This window comes from Acidobacteriota bacterium (assembly GCA_020349885.1).
In the GTDB taxonomy this organism is placed as follows: Bacteria; Acidobacteriota.
This window is the reverse complement of record CP070701.1, coordinates 2,121,090-2,143,781: the sequence shown is the minus strand read 5'-3', so window position 1 is coordinate 2,143,781 and position 22,692 is coordinate 2,121,090. Positions and strand designations below refer to the sequence as shown.

General features: G+C 62.8%; 18 protein-coding genes. 8 read left to right on the top strand and 10 right to left on the bottom strand.

Annotated elements, in window-relative coordinates; genetic code table 11:
- Positions 1 to 5: 5 nt before the first annotated feature.
- The 4 genes from sat to JSV08_09085 all read left to right on the top strand — a co-directional run bounded on the left by sat (position 6) and on the right by JSV08_09085 (position 7,102).
- A complete protein-coding gene (gene sat, locus JSV08_09100; GenBank protein UCF80647.1) occupies positions 6 to 1,178 on the top strand; it encodes a sulfate adenylyltransferase in 1,173 nt (390 codons plus the stop codon).
- A 101-nt stretch (positions 1,179 to 1,279) separates the two neighbouring features.
- Complete coding sequence (locus JSV08_09095; protein ID UCF80646.1) at positions 1,280 to 2,275, top strand: cysteine synthase family protein; 996 nt, start codon at positions 1,280 to 1,282, stop codon at positions 2,273 to 2,275.
- A gap of 56 nt (positions 2,276 to 2,331) precedes the next feature.
- The gene (locus JSV08_09090; protein ID UCF80645.1) at positions 2,332 to 4,683 is read left to right on the top strand and encodes a sulfurtransferase TusA family protein; all 2,352 of its coding nucleotides are present in this window, start codon (positions 2,332 to 2,334) and stop codon (positions 4,681 to 4,683) included.
- A gap of 469 nt (positions 4,684 to 5,152) precedes the next feature.
- Positions 5,153 to 7,102 carry a FecR domain-containing protein gene (locus tag JSV08_09085; protein UCF80644.1) on the top strand — a complete coding sequence of 650 codons (1,950 nt, stop codon included), beginning with the start codon at positions 5,153 to 5,155 and terminating at the stop codon, positions 7,100 to 7,102.
- A gap of 67 nt (positions 7,103 to 7,169) precedes the next feature.
- Here JSV08_09085 and argH read toward each other — a convergent pair whose 3' ends face one another.
- From argH to JSV08_09035, 10 genes are all read right to left on the bottom strand, one after another.
- Positions 7,170 to 8,417, bottom strand: a complete 1,248-nt coding sequence (argH, locus tag JSV08_09080) for an argininosuccinate lyase (protein ID UCF80643.1) — start codon at positions 8,415 to 8,417, stop codon at positions 7,170 to 7,172.
- Positions 8,392 to 9,648 (bottom strand): argininosuccinate synthase, encoded by a 1,257-nt coding sequence (locus JSV08_09075; GenBank protein UCF80642.1) that lies wholly within the window; start codon positions 9,646 to 9,648, stop codon positions 8,392 to 8,394. Before JSV08_09075 ends, argH begins: the two co-directional genes overlap by 26 nt.
- Before the next feature lie 42 nt (positions 9,649 to 9,690).
- On the bottom strand, positions 9,691 to 10,389 hold the full coding sequence (locus tag JSV08_09070; GenBank protein ID UCF80641.1) for an ABC transporter ATP-binding protein: 699 nt from the start codon (positions 10,387 to 10,389) through the stop codon (positions 9,691 to 9,693).
- A 176-nt stretch (positions 10,390 to 10,565) separates the two neighbouring features.
- Positions 10,566 to 12,017 carry a sulfatase gene (locus JSV08_09065; GenBank protein UCF80640.1) on the bottom strand — a complete coding sequence of 484 codons (1,452 nt, stop codon included), beginning with the start codon at positions 12,015 to 12,017 and terminating at the stop codon, positions 10,566 to 10,568.
- A 10-nt stretch (positions 12,018 to 12,027) separates the two neighbouring features.
- Complete coding sequence (locus JSV08_09060; protein ID UCF80639.1) at positions 12,028 to 12,801, bottom strand: thiazole synthase; 774 nt, start codon at positions 12,799 to 12,801, stop codon at positions 12,028 to 12,030.
- Positions 12,802 to 12,828: 27 nt separating this feature from the next.
- The gene (gene thiS, locus JSV08_09055) at positions 12,829 to 13,032 is read right to left on the bottom strand and encodes a sulfur carrier protein ThiS (protein UCF80638.1); all 204 of its coding nucleotides are present in this window, start codon (positions 13,030 to 13,032) and stop codon (positions 12,829 to 12,831) included.
- The gene (locus tag JSV08_09050) at positions 13,029 to 13,676 is read right to left on the bottom strand and encodes a hypothetical protein (protein UCF80637.1); all 648 of its coding nucleotides are present in this window, start codon (positions 13,674 to 13,676) and stop codon (positions 13,029 to 13,031) included. The genes thiS and JSV08_09050 overlap by 4 nt, the downstream gene beginning before the upstream one ends.
- A 136-nt stretch (positions 13,677 to 13,812) precedes the next feature.
- Positions 13,813 to 15,279, bottom strand: coding sequence for a tetratricopeptide repeat protein (locus JSV08_09045; protein ID UCF80636.1), 1,467 nt, complete (start codon positions 15,277 to 15,279; stop codon positions 13,813 to 13,815).
- Between the two features lie 175 nt (positions 15,280 to 15,454).
- A complete protein-coding gene (locus JSV08_09040) occupies positions 15,455 to 16,021 on the bottom strand; it encodes a UbiX family flavin prenyltransferase (protein UCF80635.1) in 567 nt (188 codons plus the stop codon).
- Positions 16,018 to 16,752 (bottom strand): ubiquinone/menaquinone biosynthesis methyltransferase, encoded by a 735-nt coding sequence (locus JSV08_09035; GenBank protein UCF80634.1) that lies wholly within the window; start codon positions 16,750 to 16,752, stop codon positions 16,018 to 16,020. The genes JSV08_09040 and JSV08_09035 overlap by 4 nt, the downstream gene beginning before the upstream one ends.
- A 251-nt stretch (positions 16,753 to 17,003) precedes the next feature.
- Here JSV08_09035 and JSV08_09030 point away from each other — a divergent pair, with 251 nt between their 5' ends.
- The 4 genes from JSV08_09030 to JSV08_09015 all read left to right on the top strand — a co-directional run bounded on the left by JSV08_09030 (position 17,004) and on the right by JSV08_09015 (position 22,582).
- Positions 17,004 to 18,152, top strand: a complete 1,149-nt coding sequence (locus tag JSV08_09030) for a PDZ domain-containing protein (protein ID UCF80633.1) — start codon at positions 17,004 to 17,006, stop codon at positions 18,150 to 18,152.
- Positions 18,149 to 19,099, top strand: a complete 951-nt coding sequence (locus JSV08_09025) for a divergent polysaccharide deacetylase family protein (protein ID UCF80632.1) — start codon at positions 18,149 to 18,151, stop codon at positions 19,097 to 19,099. The genes JSV08_09030 and JSV08_09025 overlap by 4 nt, the downstream gene beginning before the upstream one ends.
- Positions 19,096 to 20,790, top strand: a complete 1,695-nt coding sequence (locus JSV08_09020; protein UCF80631.1) for a serine/threonine protein kinase — start codon at positions 19,096 to 19,098, stop codon at positions 20,788 to 20,790. The genes JSV08_09025 and JSV08_09020 overlap by 4 nt, the downstream gene beginning before the upstream one ends.
- Positions 20,791 to 20,920: 130 nt before the next feature.
- Positions 20,921 to 22,582, top strand: coding sequence for an FAD-binding oxidoreductase (locus JSV08_09015; protein UCF80630.1), 1,662 nt, complete (start codon positions 20,921 to 20,923; stop codon positions 22,580 to 22,582).
- Positions 22,583 to 22,692: the final 110 nt, after the last annotated feature.

Below are 22,692 nucleotides of genomic sequence, written 5' to 3'. Positions count from 1 at the left end.
GCACGATGTCACTTTCCAAACCCCACGGCGGCCGGCTCGTCAACCGCGAGGTGAAGCCTCACGGGAGGCGCAAGTGGGAAAGCGTCCTGAAGAACGCCCCGCGCCTGCGGCTCACGCCCCGTGAAAAAAGCGACCTTGAACTAATCGCCATAGGCGGACTCAGCCCCCTGGAAGGATTCATGGGGCCGGAGGACTACGAGAGCGTCCTCGAAACGATGCGCCTCGCAAGCGGCCTCCCGTGGACGCTGCCCGTGGCCCTCGCCGCGACGGAGCAGGAGGCGTCCGCCGTCGAACCGGGCGAGCCGGTCGCGCTCGCGGACGACGAGGGAAAGATTTTAGGCATGCTCGAAGCCGGGTGCCGCTTTCCCTACGACAAGAAGCGTGAGGCCGAGAAAGCTTACGGCACCCGCGACGAGCGTCACCCGGGCGTCAAGCGCCTCTACGCGCAGAAGGATTTCTATCTCGGGGGCCGCGTGCGGCTTTTCGAAAAAATTCCGCACGGCGCGTTCGACGACTGCGCCTTCACGCCCGCCGAGGCGCGCGGGCGCTTCGAGGAGCTCGGCTGGCGGCGCGTCGTGGGCTTCCAGACGCGCAACCCCGTCCACCGGGCCCACGAGTACATCCACAAGTGCGCGCTTGAAATCACGGACGGCCTCTTCCTGCACCCGCTCGTGGGCGAGACCAAAAGCGACGACATCCCGGCCGAGGTTCGCCTCGCCTGCTACCGCGCGCTCATCGAGGGCTACTATCCGAAGGGGCGCGTGGTGCTCGGGGCGTTCGTGGCCGCGATGCGCTACGCCGGCCCGCGCGAGGCCATCTTCCACGCCCTGGCGCGCAAGAACTTCGGCTGCACCCACTTCATCGTCGGGCGCGACCACGCGGGCGTGGGCAGCTTTTACGATCCCTTCGCGGCCCACCGCATCTTCGACGAGTTTTCTCCGGACGAGATCGGCGTCACGCCGCTCTTTTTCGACCACACGTTCTACTGCCGCGCGTGCGGGGGCGTCATCTCCGCCAGGACCTGCCCGCACGGCGAGTCCGAGTGGCTCCGCCTCAGCGGAACACGCGTGCGCGAGATGCTGTCGCGGGGAGAGGAGCTGCCTGCGGAGTTCACCCGCCCCGAGGTGGCGGAGGTCCTGCGAGGGACGTACGGGGCACAGCGCAACTGGCAGGGATAATGTGATAAACTATAGCGTTAAAGAATAAGAAAACATCCCAAGGGCTCGCTATTGCTGGTGACGCACAGCAACGGAAGCCTGAAGGAAATCTACGGATAATAATGGCAGACAAAGACGGTAAGAAAACGCTCGGTGCTAATACCACCCTTCGACGGTTCGGAGATATACGGGAGCTGATAGCCGGCCCCGACAACCCCACCCCCATCGTGAAGATAGGCAGGGTAATTCCCCAGGGCGGTTTCGAGCTCCACCTGAAGCTGGAATGGTTCAATCCGTTCGGGTCCATCAAGGACCGCCCCGCCCTCTATTTGCTCAAGGGCATGGAGGAGCGGGGAGAGCTGGAGGGGAAGAAGCTGGTAGAGCCCACTTCCGGCAACACCGGCATAGCCCTGGCCGCCTTGGCCGCACTCATGAAAAAGAAGTTCACGGCGACGATCCCCGAGGGGGAGCCGGAGGAGAAGAAAGTGCTCCTCCGCATGCTGGGGGCCGAGGTCTGGCCCACGCCGGATGACCTGTGTCCCACCGACCACCCGAAGGACGGGGCCATTGCGCTCGCCCACTCCTTCGTGAAGGGCGAAGCCCACAAGGGGCAATACGCGATGCCCAATCAGTACGAGAATCCCGACAACGTGAAGGCTCACTACGAGACCACGGGCCCCGAGATATGGAATCAAACCGAAGGAGCGGTGCGCTACTTCTTTGCGGGTCTCGGCACCTGCGGCACGATTACCGGCGTCGGGCGGTACCTCAAAGAAAAAAACCCGGACATCGAAGTAATCGCTGTCGAGCCCCAGCAGGGGCATAGAGTCTCGGGGTTGAAAAACTTGGAGGAATCGAAGGAGCCGGGAATTTTCGACCGCAGCGTCGTCGACCAGGTAGTTCGCGTGGACGACGACCCGGCCTACGCCATGACCAAGCGCCTCTTCCGGGAGGAAGGACTGATCGTGGGGCCGTCCACCGGGGCTATCGTGCACGCCGCCGCTGAGTACGGAAAGAACAGGGAAGGGGTGGCCGTGGCCGTCTCTCCGGACAGCGGGCTCAAGTACAGCTCGTTTTTCGTGGACTTTCTAGGAGAGGAAGGCAAGCCGAAGGCATAAGTCGGGCCGGGGGCCGCGCGGGAACGCCCCCCAACCCGGGTAGGAAGAGAAGCACCATGCAAACAATATTTAAGCTGCCGGATTCCCTCGAGGATGATCTGAATAAATTCAGGGAGAACGTGGAGCGGTTCGGGAAAGGGGAAATTTCCGCCGCCGAGTTCCGCTCCTTCCGCGTTCCCCTCGGCGTGTACGAGCAGCGGAAAGACGGAACATTCATGTTGAGGGTACGCTTTCCCGCCGGCGGCGTTCTGCCACACCAGATGCGGACCCTGGCCGGCGTGTCCCGAAAGTACGGCAGCGGCGTCCTCCACGTCACCACCCGCCAGGACATTCAAGTTCATAATGTGGAGCTCGAGGGAATCCACCCCGCCCTGGTGAAGCTCTACGGCGCGGGACTCTCGACAAAGGGCGGAGGCGGAAACACCGTCCGCAACATCACGGCCTGCTACGACTCCGGTGTCTGCCCCAAGGAGGCCTTCGACGTGACGCCGTATTCCATCGCGGTGACGGAGTTTCTGCTTGACGATCCGCTGAGCTACCGGCTCCCGCGCAAGTACAAAATCGCTTTCTCGGGATGCGCCGAGGATTGCGCCGGCGCCACGCTGAGCGACGTGGGGTTCATCGCGAAAAAACAAGACGGCGAACCGGGGTTCGCCGTTTACGTGGGAGGCGGCATGGGCGCAAAAAGTCGTGTCGCCGACCTCTTAGAGGAGTTCGTGCCCGCGCAGGATGCCCACTTCGTTGCCGAGGCGGTCAAGCGCGTCTTCGACAAGCACGGTGACCGAAAGAACAAGCACAAGGCGCGGCTGCGGTTCCTGGTCGAGCGGATGGGCCCGGAGCGCTTTCGCACCCTGTACGAGGACGAGCTCTCGAAGCTGCGCCAAAAGGGCCTCCCTCCCCTGCACGTGCGCGACCTTCCGGGCCCAGGCACATCCGTCCCCAAAAACGGGGAGCCGCCTGAGGAGGGCTTCCGTGAGTGGCGCGAGAAGAACACCACGGCCCAGAAGCAGAGCGGGTACCGCCTTGTCCACATACCTCTCGTCCTGGGGGACATTGACGCGGGGACGTTCGAGAAGCTGGCCGACGTCGTCGAGGCGCACGGGGAGGGCATAGCCAGAACCACTCAGTTGCAGAACCTGGTGCTCCGCTCCGTTCATGACAGGGAGCTTGCCGCGCTGCACAGGAAGCTCGGGGAGCTTGGGCTCGCGGAGACTTTTTCTCCGATTGCGCGCAACGCTATCGCCTGCACCGGGGCATCCACCTGCAGGCTGGGCATCTGCCTTTCCCGGGGGCTTTCCTGCGCCGTCATTGACGAGCTGACACATAGCGGGCTTTCTCTTGACAAGCTCGGTGAGTTCAATCTCCACGTCAGCGGCTGCCCCAACGCCTGCGGCCGCCACCCCGTAGGACAGATAGGGCTTTTCGGAGCGGCGCGCCGCGTCGACGGAAGGCTCGTGCCCTGCTACGTGGTCCAGCTCGGGGGCAGGGTGGGCGAGGGAATTACCAGGCTCGCCCGGGGAAAAGACGTCGTTCCGGCGCGGAACGTTCCGGCTTTCATCTCCGAATTCCTGCACGCCTTCGCGGAAGCGCCCCAGTGCCCCGACTTCGACGTTTTCCTCGAAGACGGCGGCCGGGAGCTCGCCGCGCAACTCGCCCGTAAGCACGGCCGCATTCCGTCCTTCGAGGAGGACAAGAACTGCTATTTCGACTGGGGCTCAGAGGAGCTGTTCTCCCTTGCGGGTCGGGGACCGGGCGAGTGCGGCGCAGGGGTGTTCGATCTGATCGAGGTGGACCTCGCGAGCGCCCGCGAGGCCGTCGAACAGGGGAGACTCTTCGCGGCCACCGTCCTCGCCTCTCGCGCCCTGTTGGTCACGCAGGGAGAGGAAGCCGGAGACGACGCCGAAGCCCTCGAGCTTTTCACCAAGCATTTTATTGATACGGGGCTCGTCAAGGAGACTTTCCGCAAGCTGACCGAGGGGGGGCTGAGCAGCGCGTCGTCTGGCAATCCAGAAAAAACGTTTCGCGCGGACGCGGGCGACGTGTCCGCGATGGTCGACGCGGTGCAGAAGCTGTACGACAGCCTGGACCCCTCCCTTCGTTTCAGATCCGCGGACGATGCGCCCGCCTCGCAAGCGGAAAAGGAAGCGCCAGACAACAGCGCCCCCGGCGTAAAAAGCGAAGAGGCAAAGGTCGACCGGGAGGAAAACTTGCAAGGCGTCACCTGCCCGCTCAACTACGTCAAAACCAAGCTTCTGCTCGGCCAGATGGCGAAGGGCCAGGTGCTCGCGGTTTTCCTTGACGGCGATGGCGCTCGCAACGTCCCGCCAAGCGCCGAGAAAGACGGGCACCAAGTGCTGTCCGTGAAAGAGGAAGGAGACAGGTGGCGGGTGACCATACGTAAAGGATAGGGCTTCCCGGCTCATTACGCTCCCGAGCGGCGCCGGGGAATGAGAAGTCCCGGTTCGTCGAACATTCAGCTTATGGTTAAAAGGCCTGCCTGCTCAAATTCTGACCAGTGCGCCACAATCCCTTGTAAATAAAGGTGATTTGGCTGAAAAATGTGAGGCCAACACTCCTGGTATCAGCTATTGATCGCCCGCTCCAGGCGGAACAAGCGCAATTTAGGCGCAACAAACCGTTTCTTGGACTATGTAAAAGTCTTTTATTTTCGCTGACTTGCGGGCAATGTGCGCACGGACTCCAGACGGACATTGAGAAAGCTGGCACAGCAATTGCTTTCTTTAATGTCACGATGAAACTAAACCGTGGGTATGATTCGGGCGTCTTAAGAGTAAGAAGGAAGAAAAGGCGAACGGGTAAACTTTCCGCCCCGCCCCGACGGGCTCGAGGCTGGGGGGAAGAAAGGAAGGCGAAGCCATGCACGAGTCTACAGTCGCCGCCGTCAGGAAAACGCTGGGGGGGATCTGGATTCTGGCCGTTTTAATCGCGCCGCCCGTCCTGGCGCGCCACGAGGAGGGGGAAAATTACGCCCGCGTGGGTGTCGTCGATGGGGGCCTCTACGCCCAGTTCCCGGGCGAGGAAGAGCTTCAGATTCTCACGCGAAACACCCCCGTCTATCCCGGCATGTACCTCGTGACTGAGGCCGAAAGCCGCGCCTCCATCGAGCTTGCCGAGGGCTCGACGCTCTTCCTCGACGCGAACACGGCGCTCGAGGTGGAGGCGCTCGGCTTTGAGACGTCTCCCGAGGCGGCCGTCGTGCATCTCGACCGGGGCGGCCTTCTCGTCCAGAAGGCGCGCTACGCGGGCGACATCCTGGTCTATGCAGGCGAAGGACAGGTGCGCCTACTGCGCGAGGGTCTCTACCGAATTGACGCCTTCGAGGAGGGCGACGTCCGCGTCACGACGCTCGAGGGCACGGCCAAGGTGTCGAGCGGCGCCGACGTCGCCTACGTGGACGCGGGCTACCGCACGCACTTTTCGCCCTTCGGCGAGGTCGATACGCCGGCCATCTTCCGCGAGCGCGCGGATTCCCTCGTCCGCTGGGCGCGCAATCAGGGCTATCTCGAATACTTCTACGACGGGGACCCGGACTACGAGACGGCCGTCGCGCGCTACGGCTTCCGGGGCGCCTCGGTCCGCTATGCGTACGAGCTCGCCGCCTACGGGACGTGGGAATACTATCCCGTGTACGGCTCCTTCGTCTGGATTCCCAGGAACGTGCCCGTCTCGTGGCGGCCCTATTACAACGGCTACTGGCGCCCCACGCCGGTGGGCTATTTCTGGGCTTCCTACGAGCCGTGGGGCTGGATGCCCTACCACTACGGGCGCTGGGTGTGGGCGGCGGACTTCGGTTGGTGCTGGGTGCCGGGGCGCACGTTCGCTCCCGCGTGGGTCTCATGGAGCACGTACGGCGACACCGTCGGCTGGTGCCCGCTCGGCCTCTACGGCCGACCGGCGAGCACCTACATCGGTTTTTCCGTGGGCACGAGTTATCACTCGGGCTGGACGTTCGCGCCCGCGGGGAGTTTTTTCCACGTCAGTCTTCCCCTCTTCTCGTTTTCCTACAGCCACATCAGCCACTACGTCCCTACTTCGATGTCCACCTGCAACGTGACGCAGATTGTGAACGTCATAAACCAAAACGGCGGAGGCCGCCGCCCGCCCGACAACCGGCCTCCGGATAACCGCCCGCCGCACCATCGGCCCGGCATGGAAGGCGGAAAAACCCCGCCCGGGCACGGTGCAACAGCCCGCCGCGCCGAAAGGGGCGGCGAAAATGCAGCGAGCCCCGCCCGCCGCCTATGGTCTACCGAGCGGCCTCATCAAGGCCGCACGGAGCGCCCCGGCGTGCAATCGCGCGAGGGCGCGCGACGCGAGCGTCTGGAAAATATCGACAGGCGCATGGGGCGCACATCGCGACCCGCACCCTCGAACAGGCAAGAGCCGAAGCCCGCGCAATTGCAGCCGCGCCCTGAAAGACAGAAAGCGCGCACGAATCAAGTGCTTCCAAGGGAACGCGGGAATGCGGGCGGGCGCGAGCGCGCGCCCGAGCGGGCGCGTCCGCAACGGTCGCCGGAGCAGCGGCCTCCCGCGTTCGAGCGCATCATGGAACGCTCCCAGCGCTTCGAGAACATACGAAACAAGATGTCTCAAAGGATTTCGCCTCCCGCCGCGCCGGCGCCCTCCGCCCGCCAGAACCGCTCCGCCTCGCGCCCCGTCCAGCCCCCGCCGCAGGCGCGCCCCGACGACCGAAACGTCCAGCAGCGCTCGAACACCCATAACAGCTACGGCGGCGCGGGGGAAAGCGGCCGGTCCGAGCGCCCCGCACGCACGGTGCGGCCCGCGAGATCCGCACGGCCGAGGTAGGAGGACGCGCCAGCTTCAAGATCGAGTGGGAGGCTTTAGAGGGAAACCGAGGGAAGCGGCAGCGAAGCTAATACCTTCTCGCCACCTCCCGGTACGCCTCGCGGAACGGCACGCCCTTTCTGACGAGCCGGTACGCCTTCTCCGTCGCGTAAATCTCCTCCGTCAGCGCTTTTCGGCAATTCTCCTTGTTGACGCGCAGTTTCTTAACGAGCCGCGACGCGACGGATAGGCTTTCCTTCGCAATCTCCAGTCCCCGCATCGTCGGCTCCTTAGTGAGCTGCACGTCGCGGTTGTAGCCGGAAGGAAGATTTCCCGTTACGCTCTTGACGTAAAACTCGCACGAGACGACCGCGTGGTATTTCGCCCGCAGGAGCTCCAGAACGTCGGGATTCTTCTTCTGGGGCATCATGGAACTCCCGGTGCAGAATTCCCTTGGTATCTCGAAATAGCCGAGCTCCGGCATGCTGAACAGGATGAGGTCGGAAGAAATTTTGTTCAGGTCGAACATGATCTGGCCCAGCGCGTGAAGGAGCGTCGCCTCGAATTTACCGCGGCTCATCTGCGCGTAAACCGGATTCTGCTGCACGCGCTTGAAGCCGAGAAGCTTCGCCGTGCGCTGCCGGTCGATTCTGAGCGGCACGCCGCACCCGGCGCCGGTGCCCAGCGGGGACTGATCCATCAGCCCGAGCACCGCGTTCACGAGCTTCAAATTGTCCTTCATCGAATCGACGAAGGCGCCGGCCCACATGGCGACGGAGGAAGGCATGGCTTTCCTCGTGTGCGTGTAGCCGGGGAATTTCACCCTGCCGTATTTTTTCACGAACCCCCGGAGGCTCTGCACGAGCGCTTGCGCGAGCTTCCTGCAATCTCCAAGCTCCTCCTTGCAATACAGCCGCAGCGCCGTGAGCACCTGGTCGTTTCTCGACCGGGCGGTGTGAATCTTTTTTCCCGCCTCGCCCAGCCGCCTCGTGAGATGGTTCTCGATGGCCGTGTGGCAGTCCTCCTCCGAGCGTGAGATCTTGAATTTTCCCTTCCTGTCGAGCGCGATGATGCGGTTCAACTCCCGGGTGAGCCGCCGGACTTCCGTCGTCTTCAGCAGGCCCGCCTTGCCGAGCGCCCGGGCGTGGGCGATCGAGGCAAGGCAGTCGTACTGCACGAGCTTCCGGTCAAGAAGATAATCCTCTCCCACGGTGAAGCGCTCCGCTTCGGGGTCAAGCGCGGCCCCTTTGTCCCAGAGCCTTGTCCTGAGCGGAGCCGAAGGGCTTGCCTTCCGGCCCCGCGCGGCGCGCCTATTTTTTCTTCTTGCGCCACTCATAGGGTTTTCTCTTTCTCAGCACCAGGTGGTGCGCCTTCAGCCGGACGGCATGGATATTTATGAAGCCTGTCGAGTCCGTCGCGTCGAAGCCTCCCTCCACTTCCATGCTGGAGAGCTTCTCGTCGTAAAGCGATGTGGGCGACTCCCGGCCGACGGTCGTGACGTTTCCCTTGTAGAGCGAAAGAATCACCCGTCCGCTGATGGCCTCCTGGCTTTTCTGGAAGGCGCTCATGAGGAAATCCATCTCCGGGGAATACCAAAAGCCGTTATAGATCAACTGCGAGAACCGCGGTATGAGCATGTCCCTGAGGCGCAGGACCTCGCGGTCCATCGCGACGCTTTCCAGGTCGCGGTGAGCGTGCCATAGGATGGTCGCGCCCGGCGTTTCGTAAATTCCGCGGGACTTTATGCCGACGAAGCGGTTCTCGACCATGTCCACCCTGCCGACGCCGTTCCGGCTGCCTAGGGCGTTGAGATAGAGGAACAAGTCCAGGGGTTTCGTCTTGACGGTTCCCGTGTTCCGGTTGACCACCTTGACGGGCGTGCCGTCCCGGAAGTGAATTTCAAGCACGGTCTCCTTGTTGGGCGCTTTTCGGGGAGACGTCGTGACGCTGAAGACGTACTCGGGCGGCCGGTACATCGGGTCTTCCAGCTCGCCGGCCTCGTGGCTTATGTGCATAAGGTTCTCGTCCTCGCTGTAGGATTTTTTCACCGAGGCCTTGACGGGGATTTTCCACTTCTTGGCGTAGGCGAGCAGGTCGCCCCGTCCCTTGAACTTCCGCAGGAATTGCGGGTCCTTCCAGGGGGAGACGATTTTGATTTTGGGGTTGAGGGCGTAATACGTGAGCTCGAATCTTACCTGGTCGTTGCCCTTGCCTGTCGCGCCGTGCGACACGTAGCGCGCCCCCTCCTGCTCGGCGATCCGGATCTGCTTCTTCGCCAGCAGGGGCCGCGCGAGCGAGGTCCCGAGCAGGTACCTTCCCTCGTAGACGGCGTTGCCCCGAAGCGCGGGGAAAATGAAGTCGGTGACGAACTCCTCGCGCAGGTCCTCCACGCAGACCTTGGACGCGCCCGTCCGGAGCGCCTTCCTTTTGACCGCTTGGAAATCGTCCTTCTGCCCGACGTTTCCGACGAAGCAGACAACGTCGTATCCTTTTTGAATCAACCATTTCAGAATGACGGACGTGTCCAGTCCGCCGCTGTAGGCGAGAACGAGTTTTTTCTTGGGCACGGGTTTCTTCCTTATAGGTTTCGCCTTCGACAACGGCCCGTCCTATCCGGCAAGCAGTCCCGCGGGCGGGTCGGTGAGGACGCCCTTGTCGAGATAGCGAAGCGTCTTGCCGCGTTTTGCGGCGCGCGGGTCATGGGTGACAAGGACGATGGTTTTCTTGTGCTCCTCGTTGAGGCGTTCGAGCAGCGTGAGAATTTCTTCCGCGCTTCGGGCGTCCAGGTCCCCCGTGGGCTCGTCGGCCAAAAGGAGCGTCGGATCGGTGACGAGAGCGCGGGCGATGGCCACCCGCTGTTCCTGGCCGCCGGAGAGCTGGCGCGGGTAATGATCGCGGCGATCCGAGAGGCCCACGATGTCGAGGGCGGTTTCGACGTGCCGGCGGCGCTCCTTCCTGGAAAGCTTCGTCAAAAGGAGCGGGATCTCGACGTTCTCGTAGGCCGTGAGGACGGGCAGAAGATTGTAAAGCTGAAAGATGAAGCCGATGTGCCGCGCCCGCCAGCGCGCCAGGTCGCCCTCGCGCAGCCCGGCAAGATTAATCCCCGCCACTTCGAGCACGCCCGAGGTGGGGCGGTCAATGCCGGCCAGAAGATTCAAAAGGGTAGTCTTTCCGGAGCCCGACGGCCCCATAAGCGCCATGAAATCGCCCTCCTCGACGCGGAGGGAAATTTTTTCCAGCACCGGAATGCGCTGCGAATCGCGGCGGTACTCCTTCGAGAGGTCTTCAATGCGGACGACGACGTTCATAAATCAGGGGTCAGGGGCCAGGGATGAGGATTCGGAGAGTTTCGACAAGAGCCCATAGATCATTTTACCGCTTCCAGAGGCTTCTTTCAAAACCCCGTCGGCCCCCAGCGGCCGATGCCCCTCATTCGACTAGGCCCGTCTCGGGGCTCGAGGCCGGCGCTCTTTTGCTTCCGGCGCTATCGCGCATATCCCAGAGCCTGCAAAGCACGAACTTGTTCTTGAGAATACCGCACCTCTTCCCCGTCGCGGATGCGAGTGGCAAATGCCTTCGCCTTCTCGTCGAACACAGAAAGCATCTCCGCCAAACGTTCAAGATTGTCTTTGTGAGATAGCTCTGCCGGCTCAGAAAGCCGGAAATATTGCTCGCCCAAGGGCTTCCAGAAGCTGCCGCTGGCGGGATTTGGAGCGGCCCAGAATTCCGCGTCGTCCTTCGGGCGACGGTCGCGCCGCAAGAAACCGTGCCGAAAAACAATTCCTACTTGGTTCAGGCTTTCCACGTAGACTGCCTGGGCTTTCCGGCTTTCCTCTCCCTTCGCCAGGGGAAGAAGGCTGTCCGCCCAACCCCGGGCAGGCGAAGGGACTCCGAGAAAGTCCAAAACGGTAGCGAAGACAGCCCGCGTCGAGACCGGCTCGGAAACCACGCGCCCCTCCGGAATGCCCGGCCCGACCATGAGGAGGGGGACATGCACTTGATCCGTTCCCACGGAATGACTGTGGGCAAAGTAAAACCCGTCTTCTCCAAAGGCCTCGCCATGGTCCGCGGTCACGATGACCATGGTGCTTGCAAGCCGGCCCGTCCGTTCGAGGGCGTCGAACAGGCGGGACAGCTCATGGTCCGCGAAAGCGATTTCCGAGTCGTACCGTCTCACGTAATCCCCGTAGCGCCGAACGTCATAATAGACCTGATAGGCTGGGATGGCTCGATAGCCGGAGTGGTCCTCGCCCACGGGCAGGGCAAATTGAGCATCGGCATAATCGCGGTCGCGGAATCCGTCCCATGACTCAGGCGGCACATAGGGTCCGTGCGGGTCATGAAGATGAAGCCAGAGAAAAAACGCATCGGAAGTGAATTCTTCCATCTTGGCCAAGGCCTTGTCCACCGCCGTGTTCGCGTATTGTTCCTTGTCGGGGCGGTTGAGTTCCTTGCCGTCGAGATGATCATCGTAGCTCTGGAATCCTTGATTCAAACCCAACGCCTTGGACAAAACCGGGTTGCTGACAATCGCCGCGGTGGTGCAACCGTTCCGGCCGGCAATTTCCGCCAGTGTCTCGGTTTCCGAAGAAAGCGCGTAAATGCCGTTGTAGGCACCCACGGAGTGAAAGCTCGGATACAGCCCCGTCATGATAGATGCATGTGACGGTGCCGTACACGGCGCGGGAGAGAACGCGTTCGTGAACTGCACGCCCTTCGCCATGAAGGCGTCGAGATTCGGCGACGTGGGGATGGTGTAACCGTATCCGGAGAGATGATCTGCTCTTAATGTATCGATCGTGATAAGGACGACGGATGGGTGGGCCTCCAGGGAATGTATGCTCACATTCCTGGCCTGGCAAGCGGTTGTGCTGAACGTGGCGAGAACCAACAGAAACGCAGAAGCGCCTTGGAGTCGCAATCCGAGGTTCGGCATTATTATGCCTTTACTCGATGAGTCCCGTTTCGGGGCTTGAGGCCGAGGCGTAGCGTTTCCTGGGGATTCTTCCTGATTCGTACGCAAGGCGGCCCGACTCGACGGCGAGCTTCATGGCGCACGCCATCTTGAGGGGATCCTTCGCGCACGCGACGGCCGTGTTCATGAGCACGCCGTCCGAGCCCAGCTCCATGGCGATCGCGGCGTCAGAGGCCGTGCCCACGCCCGCGTCCACAATGACGGGAACGCCCGCCTGCTCCAAGAGGAAGCCCAGGTGAAGGCGGTTCTGGACGCCCATCCCCGAGCCGATGGGGGCGGCGAGCGGCATCACGCACGAGGCGCCTGCCTCCTCCAGTTTCTTGGCCACGATGGGGTCGTCGTTCGTGTAGGGCATGACCACGAATTTGTCCTTGACCAGAACGCGCGTCGCTTCCAGCAGCCCCGCGGTGTCGGGGAGAAGGGTCTTCTCGTCGCCGATGACCTCGAGCTTGATGAAATCGGTTTCGCACAACTCGCGCGCCATGCGAGCCGTGCGGATGGCCTCGTCGACGGTATAGCAGCCGGCGGTGTTGGGAAGGAGAGAGATTTTTTTCGTGTCGATGTAGCTCCAGATGGATTCCTTCCCCCGGTCGGCCAGGTCGATGCGCCGCACGGCGACCGTCACGAGCTCGGTTCCCGACGCCTCGTGTGCTTCCTGCATGATGCGGAAGTTTTCGTACTTGCCGGTGCCGAGGATGAGGCGCGACCGGAACGTGCGCCCTCCGATTTTTAAGGGGCCTTTCACAGTTCTACCAATTTCCTTTCCGGCCCCTCATCCCCCTCCCACGAAGCGAACGACTTCCACCTTGTCGCCCTCGTGGAGGGCCGTTTCGCTGAACTCCGAGCGGCGCACAAGCTCCCGGTTCACTTCCACGGCCACGCGCTCGCGGGAAAGCTCCAATGCCTCGAGAAGCTCCGCGACGCAGAAGCCGTCCCCCTCCGCGTCGAAGCGCTCGCCGTTCACCATGAGGGTCATGGCTTGACGCGCTTGACGAATTGTTTCAATTCGTCGCTTCCGAGCTCGGACGTGCCCTTGAGGATGACGGCGGCGTTGCCGCCCTCGAGCACGGGAATGGTCACCGTGGCCGTCGCCCGCCCCTCGGCGTCGGTCTTGCCCTCAAAGAGCGTCGTGGGAGGTGCTGCCGTGCTGATGAGTTTGACGAGGACCGAAACGCCGGGCATGGGCTTGCGCGTGCGATCGTTGCAGGCGGTAATCTCGACGGAGGTTTCGCGTCCGTAGACGAACTCCGCGCCGTGGTTCATGCTGAGCTCAAGGTGCGCCTTCTGTTTTTCTTTGGACAGGTAGTCGATGATGAGGTCGTCGAGTCCGCGCTGGGCCCGAAGCGACTGGGTGCTATCCCGGCCCGCGACGCTCGAGATGGCGGCCTCGTAGGCGCCGCTTCGAATTTTTTTCAGGATGTCCTGGTGCTGCTTCTCCAGGAGCGCGTCGATTTCCTCGCCCTTCAGCGCCTGGTCGTAGGAAGAGCGCACGGAATCGAGGACCTGCCCTCCCACGTAGACGAGGCTCTCAATCAGGGGGTTGACGTCCCCCTTGTCCTCGGTCTGGACGTGGTAGAGCGTGGAGCCTCGCTTGATTTCCGTATTGAACCCGGTACGCATCGCGCCTCGCTTGCACTGCTCTTACGGTAGGATACGGGCGGTGCGTTCCGGTGTCAAGCGAAAGGAAAGACTTCGGGAGGCTGACTCCCGACTCGCCGCGGCCGGCCCCCGACGGTCGGAGCGGGTGACGCTTTTATTATCCCGAAAACTCGAACTGGACGTTCGCTACGATGACCTGGTAATCGGCCGCGTCTTCGACGCCGTCGACTTCCACGTTGAGAGGCCGGCTGCTTTTGGGTTGAAGGCCCTTGATCTCTTTGCGCACCCTCTGCATCTCGGCACCCGAAGCGTTGAGGAAGCGCACATCTATGAAGGCGTTGAGGAGGGTGTCGCTTTCGTTGTTCACCGTAGCGAATATGTAGGTAAGGGTCGCACCGCCCACCTTGGAAGTCGTGCGGCGGGGCTCGGTGACCTTGATGAGCTTCAGGAGGCGCTTGCGCTCGGCCTCGTAGCGCCTCTCGCGATCGGCAGCCGCCTGGTCGGCGAGGTCCGCCTCGAGGTTAACTCCCAATGCTTCCACGCGCGCCATGTCCGCGGCGGCGACACCGGGCCGAATCTGGTTGACCCGCTTGTAGGCGATGGTTGCCTGGGCCAGAGCGTCGGCATCCTCCTCCTTCTTGAACTTGTTCTCGTACGCCCAGCCCAGGTCGCGAAGGATGCGGTGGTCGTTGGGATCGCATTTCGAGGCGCTCGTAAGCGTCCTGACGGCGCTGTTCCAATCCTTTTTGAAGTTGTAGGCGCGTCCGAGGTTGTGCTTCGCAAGGCAGTGATCCGGGTCGAGGGAGGCGGCCTTCTTGAGCGAGGCAATGGCCGAGTCGAACTGTTTCGAGCCAATCTGCGCTTCTCCCAGGAGGCGGAAATACTTGGCCTCGTCGGGTTTTATCTTCGTGAGCGTGGAGGCGAGCTTGGCGGCCTCGGCGTAGTGCGAGGAGTTTTTCTCGCGGCGGGCCTTGTCGACGTAGATATCGGCCAGGCGGTACTTGGCGTCATGGTTCTTTGAATCGAGCGAGACGGCGTCTTTCAAAAAGGGAAACGCGGCGTCGGGATCATTGTCCAGCGAAAGAGAAAGGCCTGCCATGTAGGAGTTCTTGGCGGTCTTTTCGAGCCTGCAGGCCTGCTTGTAGCTTTCGGCCGCGGCGCCGTAGCGCTTGTTGTCGAAATGGAGCTTGCCGCGCAACGCGTAAAATCCGACGCGCTCCTCCACCGGAAAATTCGCCGGATCCACCTTTTCAAGAAGCTCCTTTGCCTTTGCGCCCTCGCCCTTCTGGTGATAGATGCCGATGAGGTTCGTGAGCATGGAAAGCGACTCGTGGCCGCTTTTGCGGGCGTTGGAGTAGCACTTCAGGGCGTTTTCGGGACTCTTAAGCTTCAGGTAGCAGTCTCCCAGCGCGCTCCAGCCCTCGCCCCACCGCTGGTTGTAATCCAAGCAGCACTTCCAGTGCGGGATGGCCTCCTTGAACTTGCCGGCGCTCATGAGCCGGACGGCGGCGGCGTAATTCATTTGCGTCGCCCCGTAGTCTTCCTTGCACTCCTGCGCCCAAAGCGCCGCCGCAAGAAGAAGGGCCGCGCCCAGTACCGCAATAAAACATTTAACTCTCAGCATAGTTTGTCTTCCCTTGTGTTAAGCCGCGAGTCGCTTCGTCTCATACTAACGTTACGCGCCTCCGCGCCCAAGCGTTTATCCGTTCCATCGCTTGCCCCTGCACCGGCAGGAGGCGTATTAAGACAGCCATATTAGATTAAAACGCCTCAAACCTCAACTTTTTTCCAAAAAAAACTCATTCCCCGCCGCCCCAGGGAGGCATGAGCGTGTGCGGAATTCCCATGTGGTCGAGGACGCGGGCGACGACGGTATCCACCAGGTCCTCCTTCGTCTTCGCTCCGCTGTAGAAAACGGGGGCGCCGAGGAGCACCGTTCCGCCGGCGCGCGTCACCGAGGCCATGTTCTCGATGTGCACGAGGGAGAGTGGCGACTCGCGGAACACGAGCAGCAGCTTCCGCCGCTCCTTGAGCATCACCTCCGCCGCGCGGGTAATCAAGTCCTCCGAGGCGCCCGACGCGATGCGCCCGAGCGTTCCGCCGCTGCAGGGAACGACGGCCATGCCGTCGTAGGGCGCCGAGCCCGAGGCGAAGGGCGCGCGGAAGTCATCTTTGCTGTAAAGGCGAAACGGCCAGTCCTCAAGCGGCGCGCCGGTCTCGTCGCGGTAGATGGCCCTGCCGTTCGTGCTCGCCACCATCTCGACCCGAAGGGTGCGGTCTTCCTCGGCGCGCTCGGCAAGAAAGGCAAGGAGGCGCTTCGCATACGCCGCGCCCGAGGCCCCCGAAACTCCAATGACCCACTTCACGGCTTTTCTCCGACCACGAGCGTCGCGACGCCGAGCGTCTGCGGCTCGCTCCAGACATTTTGAAAACCCGCCTCGCGCATGGTTTGCTCAAAGGCCGCCACGGTGCAAAACCCGTTCGCCGAGGACGGAAGGTATCTGTAAGCCCTCCAGTCGCCGGAGACGAGCCCTCCGACGAGGGGGATGACCGTACGCCCGTAGGTCCGGTGAAACGCCTTCGTCGCCCCGCGCTCGGGCCTGAAAAACTCCAAGACGGCCGCCTTGCCGCCCGGCCGCAGCACGCGGAAGATCTCTTCGACGCCCCGTTGGAGCGCGTCGAGGTTGCGAATGCCGAAGCCGCAGACGGCCGCCTCAAACGAATCCTTTCGAAACGGCAGCCTCAGCGCGTCCGCGCACGCCGTGCGAATCGCCTGTGCGCCGCGCTTCTTCCTTCCCTGCGCGAGCATGGGAAGGCAAAAATCGGCCCCGACGAGGCGGACGTCGGGCTGCGCCTTGCGGGCGGTGAGCGCGAAGTCGAGCGTGCCAGCGCACACGTCGAGCACGCGCGCCCGGGGGGGAAGCGGCGCGAGCGCTCCGACGGCGCGCCTCCGCCATGCGCGGTCCCGGCCCAAACTCAGAAGGTGGTTCAGGCAGTCGTATCGTCCTGCCACGCGGGCGAACATTTTCCGAATCTCATGCCCCATACCGCCGCCCGCGTCGGCGATGCGATCCCTGCTCGTGAGCGATGCGCGCATATTCCGAGGATTATGGCACGAGCGGTGGGAAGGGTCAACGAATCGAGCCCCGGTTCTTCGCTGCGCCGTGAATTGTCCCTCAAGCTATGGCATAATGGAAAGAGAATCGTATTTCGTATGGCGTATGGAGTATATCGTATGAAAACAAATGCTCCGAAGCCTCTGAAAAAGCTCACGACATAGAGGAGGTCTTTAGCGATTTCCCTTTATACGCGATACGCTATACGAGACACGTTATACGAATTATGAGCATGACGCATACTCGAAGCGAACGCTGGGCGCGCCTCTCGGTGCTGGCGCTGTCGGCCGCCGTGGGGCTTTTCGTGGGAGGGGGATATTTCCTCTCTTCCCAGGGCGCGCGGCCCGGCACCTATGAGGGGCTCGAGGTGCTTGCGCAGGCCTACAGCCTCGTTACGACGCGCTTCGTCGAACCGGTGGACGATGCGCGGCTGGGCGGAAGCTCCTACCGCGCCCTCGCCGAGAGCTGCGATGCCTACAGCAGCTATCTTTCCGCGAAAGAGGTTCGAGAGCTCAGCAAGCGCCGGAGCCCGGACGCGGACGTGGGGCTCGATCTCGTCAAGCAGCACGGCTATGCCTACATAGTAAGCGTTCGCCGCGGAAGCCCCGCCGAGGAGGCCGGCATCAAGCCGGGGCAGTATGTTCACTCCGTGGGCGGTGGCAGCACGCGCGCCATGACACTCCATCAGGTGCGAAGCGTCCTTCGGGGGAAGCCGGATACGGAGGTGACGCTTTCGCTCGTGGACTCGGGGGAAGGCGGGGAAGAAAAAATTACTCTCAAGCGCCGCGCGCTGAGCGAAGAACCCGTGATTCAAAAACGGCCCGAAGCCCGTTACATCGTGCCGCCGCCGATGGCGCAGAGCACGCTCGCCGCCTGGAAAGCGCTCCTTCAGAAAACCGCGCCCGACCTGCCCCTCGTCCTTGACCTCAGACGCTTCGTCTCGCAGGACTTCGAGGCCGCGCTTGAAATCGCCGACTTCCTGCTCGAGGAAGGGGAGACAGCGCGTATCAAAACGGTGTCGGAGGAGTCGGTGCGCTTCGCCGAGCCGGAGCGAATCGACGCGCCGGAGCGCCTCGTGTTCCTGGTGGACGGCTCGACGGCCGGGGCACCCGAGCTTCTGGCCGCCGTGCTTCACGAGTACGCAGGCGCCACGCTCGTCGGTGACCGGACGTTCGGATGGGGACGCGCGCAGGAGCTCGTGGAGCTGTCCTCGGGTGCCGCCCTTTGGATCTCGACCAGGGAGTATTTCCTTGCCGGGGGGGAGCCGCTCGAAGGCCAGGGACTGATGCCCGACCGGCCGCAGGCCGACGATCCGGAGACTCCCGAAGACGAAGTGCTCGACGCCGCGCTCAGCGCCCTGAAGGAGAACGCCACGTCGTGAGCCGCCGGCGCAGCAAGGCCCCGTCCTTGAAATGGGCTATTTTGGCGCTCGGCGTGCTCTGCGCCGCCGCCTACGCCGTGCTCCTCTACCTGGAGGACACGGGGCTGCCCGCGCCCGACGTGGCTCCGGTGGATGAGACCGCACCCCCGCCGCCAGCGCCCAAATATATTCCCGATCCCAGCGTCCAGCAAGGGGCCGAAGGTGCCCCGCCCCGGCCGGAGCCCTCTTTTCCGCGCTCGCATCCCGTGCGGGCGCCCGGCGAGCCGGCAAAAATCGCCATTGTCCTCGACGACGTGGGCTACGACGAGGCGGCCGTCGAGCGCGCCATGGCCGTCGGTGCGCCGCTCACGTTTGCCGTGCTTCCCAACGCGCCGCGCGGCGATGCCCTCGCCCGCCGGCTTCACAGCGAAGGCTTCGAGGTGTGGCTTCACCTTCCGATGGAGCCCGAAGGCGAGGGCGCCAATCCGGGCCAGGGCGCCGTCCTGACCTCCATGACGCGCGAGCAAATCACGGGCTCCGTGCTCGACGCCCTCAAGGCCGTGCCCTACCTCCAGGGCGTCAATACGCACATGGGCTCGCGCGCCACTACGCGCCGCGACGTGATGGAGTGGGCGCTCGCCCCCGTCCGCGACTGGGGCCTTTTCTTCATTGACAGCAAGACGACCCCCGATACCGTCGCGTTCGAGACGGCCAAACGCCTCGGCATCCCCTGCTCCATCCGCGACGTTTTCCTCGATACGGAGCCGGCATCGGCGTACACGAGGCAGATGCTTGAGCGCCTAGAAACCCTCGCGCGCGAGCAGGGCACCGCCGTGGGCATCGGCCATCTTTATCCGACAACGCTCGAGGTCCTGGAAAAAACCCTGCCGCGCCTCGAGGCGCGGGGCGTGCGGCTCGTCTCGGCGTCGGAGATTGTGGAAGAGGAAAACCTCCCGCTCGAGCCATGACCGAAGCGCCGACTTACTCGACTAAACCGCTTCCGAAAAAGCTCGGACGCTACAAAATCGTGTCCGAGGTGGGCAAGGGCTCGATGGGCGTCGTCTACAAGGCCAAGGACCCGACCATCGGCCGCCACGTCGCGCTCAAGACGCTCAACTTCGCGCTCCCGCTCTCGGAGAAGGAGGAAACGGAGTTCCGCGCGCGTTTTTTCCGTGAGGCCCAGGCCGCGGGCAACCTGGTCCATCCCAACATCATCCAAATCTACGACGTGGGCGAGGAGGCGGAGACGCATACGGCCTTCATCGCCATGGAATTCGCCCCCGGGGCCAACCTGCGCGACTTTATGGTCAGCGACCAGCTTCTTCCCATCCCGAAAATTCTCGACATCATGAAGCAGCTCGCGCGCGCCCTCGACTACGCGCACCAGCGCAACGTCATTCACCGCGACATCAAGCCGGCGAACCTCATCCTCACCACGGCCGGCGAGCTCAAGATCACCGATTTCGGCATCGCCAAAATCCCCCAGTCCTCGCTCACGCAGACGGGAAAGCTCCTGGGGACGCCCTACTACATGGCGCCCGAGCAAATCCTGGGCACCGACCTCGACCACCGCGCCGACATCTTCTCGGCCGGCATCATCTTCTACCAGCTCCTCACGGGCCGCCTGCCATTCTCGGGCTCCTCGATGGCCGCCGTGGCCTACCAGATCGTCAACACCGACGCCCCGTCGCCCTCGAAGCACCGCACCGACCTGCCCGAAGGCATCGAGGACATCCTGGCGAAGATGCTCGCAAAAAAGGCGCAAAACCGCTACGCCCGGGCGCTGGACATCATCCAGGCCATCGAGGACTTCGAGGCGGAAGAGCGGGCGAAGCAGGCGACCGCGCAGCCCTGGTGGGCGCGCCTGGAGGGCGAGTTGCGCCGAAGTCCGGCCATGCTGGCTGCCCTGATCGGCATCCCCCTTCTCGGCTTCGTCCTTGTGCTGGGCGTGGGCTTTTGGTCGCGCTCGAAAAACTCTTCGCACAATTCGGCGGGCGAGATCGTAGAGCTTCCGCCACCGTTCGTGGCCGAGGCGGCGCTTGAAGAGCTGCCCGTCCCGGAAGGCGGCATGCCCCCCACGGAGCAGGCTCCGTCGACTCAAGAAGAAGCAATTTCCCCGCCCGCCCCGGCCGAGGAGCCTCCGAAGCAAGAGGCAAAGGAACAGCCTCCGCCGCTTCCTCCTCCAAAACCCGAACCCGCGCCCAGGCCCGTGCGCACCCCGCCCGCTGAAAAGCCTCCGCCCGCGCCCAGGCAAAAGGCGCCGCCCAAAGCGCGGAAAGTCGAGGTGGCGCTCGGCCTCAAGCACAAGCTCGACAGCGGAACCGTCACCGTCAAGAACGAAAAGGGGCGAACGCTCCTGAGGGACGCGTTCGAGAAGGAAAAGAAGGGGGTCAAGAAACGGTTCACCCGCTTCTTCAAAAAAGGCTTCGACTGGGAAAACGTCCTGACGGTCTACGAGGGAACCCGAACGCTGGCGATAACGCTCGGCGGTCAGGAGGGCGAGAAGCGTTTCCTTGCCCGCTGCGACCTTCGCCACGCGTTCTCTCCGGACGTCGAGCGCGCCATTCATATGCAAGCCAGCTGGAAAAAAGGCGAGGCGGTGCTCGAGTGCTCCGTGGAGGAGGAGGTGGTGGAGGAGGAGAAAGAGAAGAAAGAATAGCGCGCCGACGTCGGCGCGGCGCTCCGCCGCCCGTTCATTGAACCACTTTCAGGGAGCAGGCCGCGGCATACAATCCGGGCGTGATATCTTCAAAATGCAGGAACGAAGCGAATCCGCGTAATATCAGATTATGGACACCGGCTACAGAGTGATTGAGCGCGAACGCGTCGCACTGGCGGGCGCTGCATACTTGCGGGATGAGTCAAAGATCATAATCGCGGAGCCCCAGGCGGCTTTAAAGATCGTGTTTCCCGGGACGACCGAGGAGTTGGAGGAAATTACTGCGAAAGCGTTCGAGACCGGTATTCCCGTAAGAGTCCAGGGTTGGAGATCCGGGTTGGCGGGCGGATGCGTTCCGCGTATGGGCCGGGATAAGAGACCGGAGGTCGTCATATCAATGGAGGAGTTTCTGACGGTGCCGGACGTCAGCGGGTTTGAAAAAGTCACAAAGCCGATCGAAACGGACACCCTGGGAACCCGTCAAATCACCTACGCCGTGAACGACGACGGAAGCGAAGTGCTGCTGCCGGCGGGGGTGACCCTTAAGGAGCGAAAGGAAATATTGGCACGCGCGGGCAGGATGTTTCCCGTCCAGCCGACAGACCAGGGCGCGTCATTCGGCGGGAACGTCAAGACGAACGCAAGCGGTCTCGAAGCCGCGTTCGGCTCAACGCGCGACTGGGTGACGAGGCTCGGCCAGGTTCTGGCGTCCGGGGCCAGGATGGATCTGGCGCGCGGAGCGAGAACCGAAAAGCCCGACTCCGTGGCTTTGGCAACCGGCGCGGGAGAAACGCTGCACCTCGACGTTCCAACGTATCGCTGGCGAGAAAACCTGAAGAACTCGTCCGGCATCTTCACGGGCCCCGGCTCGTATCCGTTCGATTTGTTTGTCGGCGACGAAGGGGCGCTGTCCATTTGCGCCTACGCCGGGATAAGAACCTTGCCGAAAAGGACCGGGGCGGGAGAAGACGTTTGGACGGGCGTGATATTCTTCGACGACCCTTACAAGGCGCTGGACTTCGTCGTAGAGGCCGCTTCGGACTACGGGTTGCGGAACGGAGCCGAGCTCGTAAGCCTCGACGGCGACGGCCTCGGGATTGTCGGGATTGACTGGATAGGAGGGGGGGGCCTGGAGCTGGCTCAACGCTTCCTGGACAAACAGGAAGTCAAAAGGAAGATCCCCTCTGCGGCCAAAGTCGCTCTCGAGGTGGGCCTGTTGATGCATGACGAAAAAACCGCGGAGAACGTCATGGGGCTCATGAGCAAGTACGATGTTTTAGAGGACAATTGGTTTGATCCCGATGCGGTGGATACCGTGAGGGCTCTGCGGCATTCCGTTCCGGTTCAGATAAATGAAAGGTCCTGCAGGAAGGTCGGGACGGACTGCGCCGTGCCTCTCGACAAATTATTCGAGATGCATCGCTACTGGGAGCGCGAATCCGCGAGGTACGCCAGGTATCGCGAGAACAGGGGCATTCCCGGCCCGCACGTCGTCGAAATCGGCCATCCCTTCAATGGGCACATGCATTACAACGCCCTGACCGCCGACGAGTCGGATTACGCCGAGGCAAGGATACTTCAAGGGGACGCGATTCGTTTCGCCGTCTGCAGCGGCGGCGTGCCGAGCGGAGAACACGGTCTGGGCGCCAAAACCGCTCTGGTACAAGGACGCGAAATCCCCTTAATGCAGTCCGTGTACGGGGAAAAAGCGTTGTTCGACGTTCAGAAAATAAAGAAGCAAGCGGGCAGCGCCGATCTCAACAGAGGCGTAATGGTGCCGCTGGAATATTAAACGATTCATTGCAGGGAGCGGTGAGTCGGTTGTCAATTGCAGACTTCGCGGAGCCGCCGCGCTGCAAGGCGGGAGGGGGCTGGCCGCCAGAGGCCAGCCGTCAGGGGCCG

Excerpts from the sequence above, each read along its gene's own strand:
- JSV08_09065 (UCF80640.1), bottom strand. The coding sequence starts at position 12,017 with ATGCCGAACCTCGGATTGCGACTCCAAGGCGCTTCTGCGTTTCTGTTG.
- JSV08_09015 (UCF80630.1), top strand. The coding sequence starts at position 20,921 with ATGGACACCGGCTACAGAGTGATTGAGCGCGAACGCGTCGCACTGGCG.
- JSV08_09095 (UCF80646.1), top strand. The coding sequence starts at position 1,280 with ATGGCAGACAAAGACGGTAAGAAAACGCTCGGTGCTAATACCACCCTT.
- sat (UCF80647.1), top strand. The coding sequence starts at position 6 with ATGTCACTTTCCAAACCCCACGGCGGCCGGCTCGTCAACCGCGAGGTG.
- JSV08_09020 (UCF80631.1), top strand. The coding sequence starts at position 19,096 with ATGACCGAAGCGCCGACTTACTCGACTAAACCGCTTCCGAAAAAGCTC.
- JSV08_09090 (UCF80645.1), top strand. The coding sequence starts at position 2,332 with ATGCAAACAATATTTAAGCTGCCGGATTCCCTCGAGGATGATCTGAAT.
- JSV08_09030 (UCF80633.1), top strand. The coding sequence starts at position 17,004 with ATGACGCATACTCGAAGCGAACGCTGGGCGCGCCTCTCGGTGCTGGCG.
- JSV08_09050 (UCF80637.1), bottom strand. The coding sequence starts at position 13,676 with ATGCGTACCGGGTTCAATACGGAAATCAAGCGAGGCTCCACGCTCTAC.
- JSV08_09085 (UCF80644.1), top strand. The coding sequence starts at position 5,153 with ATGCACGAGTCTACAGTCGCCGCCGTCAGGAAAACGCTGGGGGGGATC.
- JSV08_09035 (UCF80634.1), bottom strand. The coding sequence starts at position 16,752 with ATGCGCGCATCGCTCACGAGCAGGGATCGCATCGCCGACGCGGGCGGC.
- JSV08_09045 (UCF80636.1), bottom strand. The coding sequence starts at position 15,279 with ATGCTGAGAGTTAAATGTTTTATTGCGGTACTGGGCGCGGCCCTTCTT.
- argH (UCF80643.1), bottom strand. The coding sequence starts at position 8,417 with ATGAGTGGCGCAAGAAGAAAAAATAGGCGCGCCGCGCGGGGCCGGAAG.
- thiS (UCF80638.1), bottom strand. The coding sequence starts at position 13,032 with ATGACCCTCATGGTGAACGGCGAGCGCTTCGACGCGGAGGGGGACGGC.
- JSV08_09070 (UCF80641.1), bottom strand. The coding sequence starts at position 10,389 with ATGAACGTCGTCGTCCGCATTGAAGACCTCTCGAAGGAGTACCGCCGC.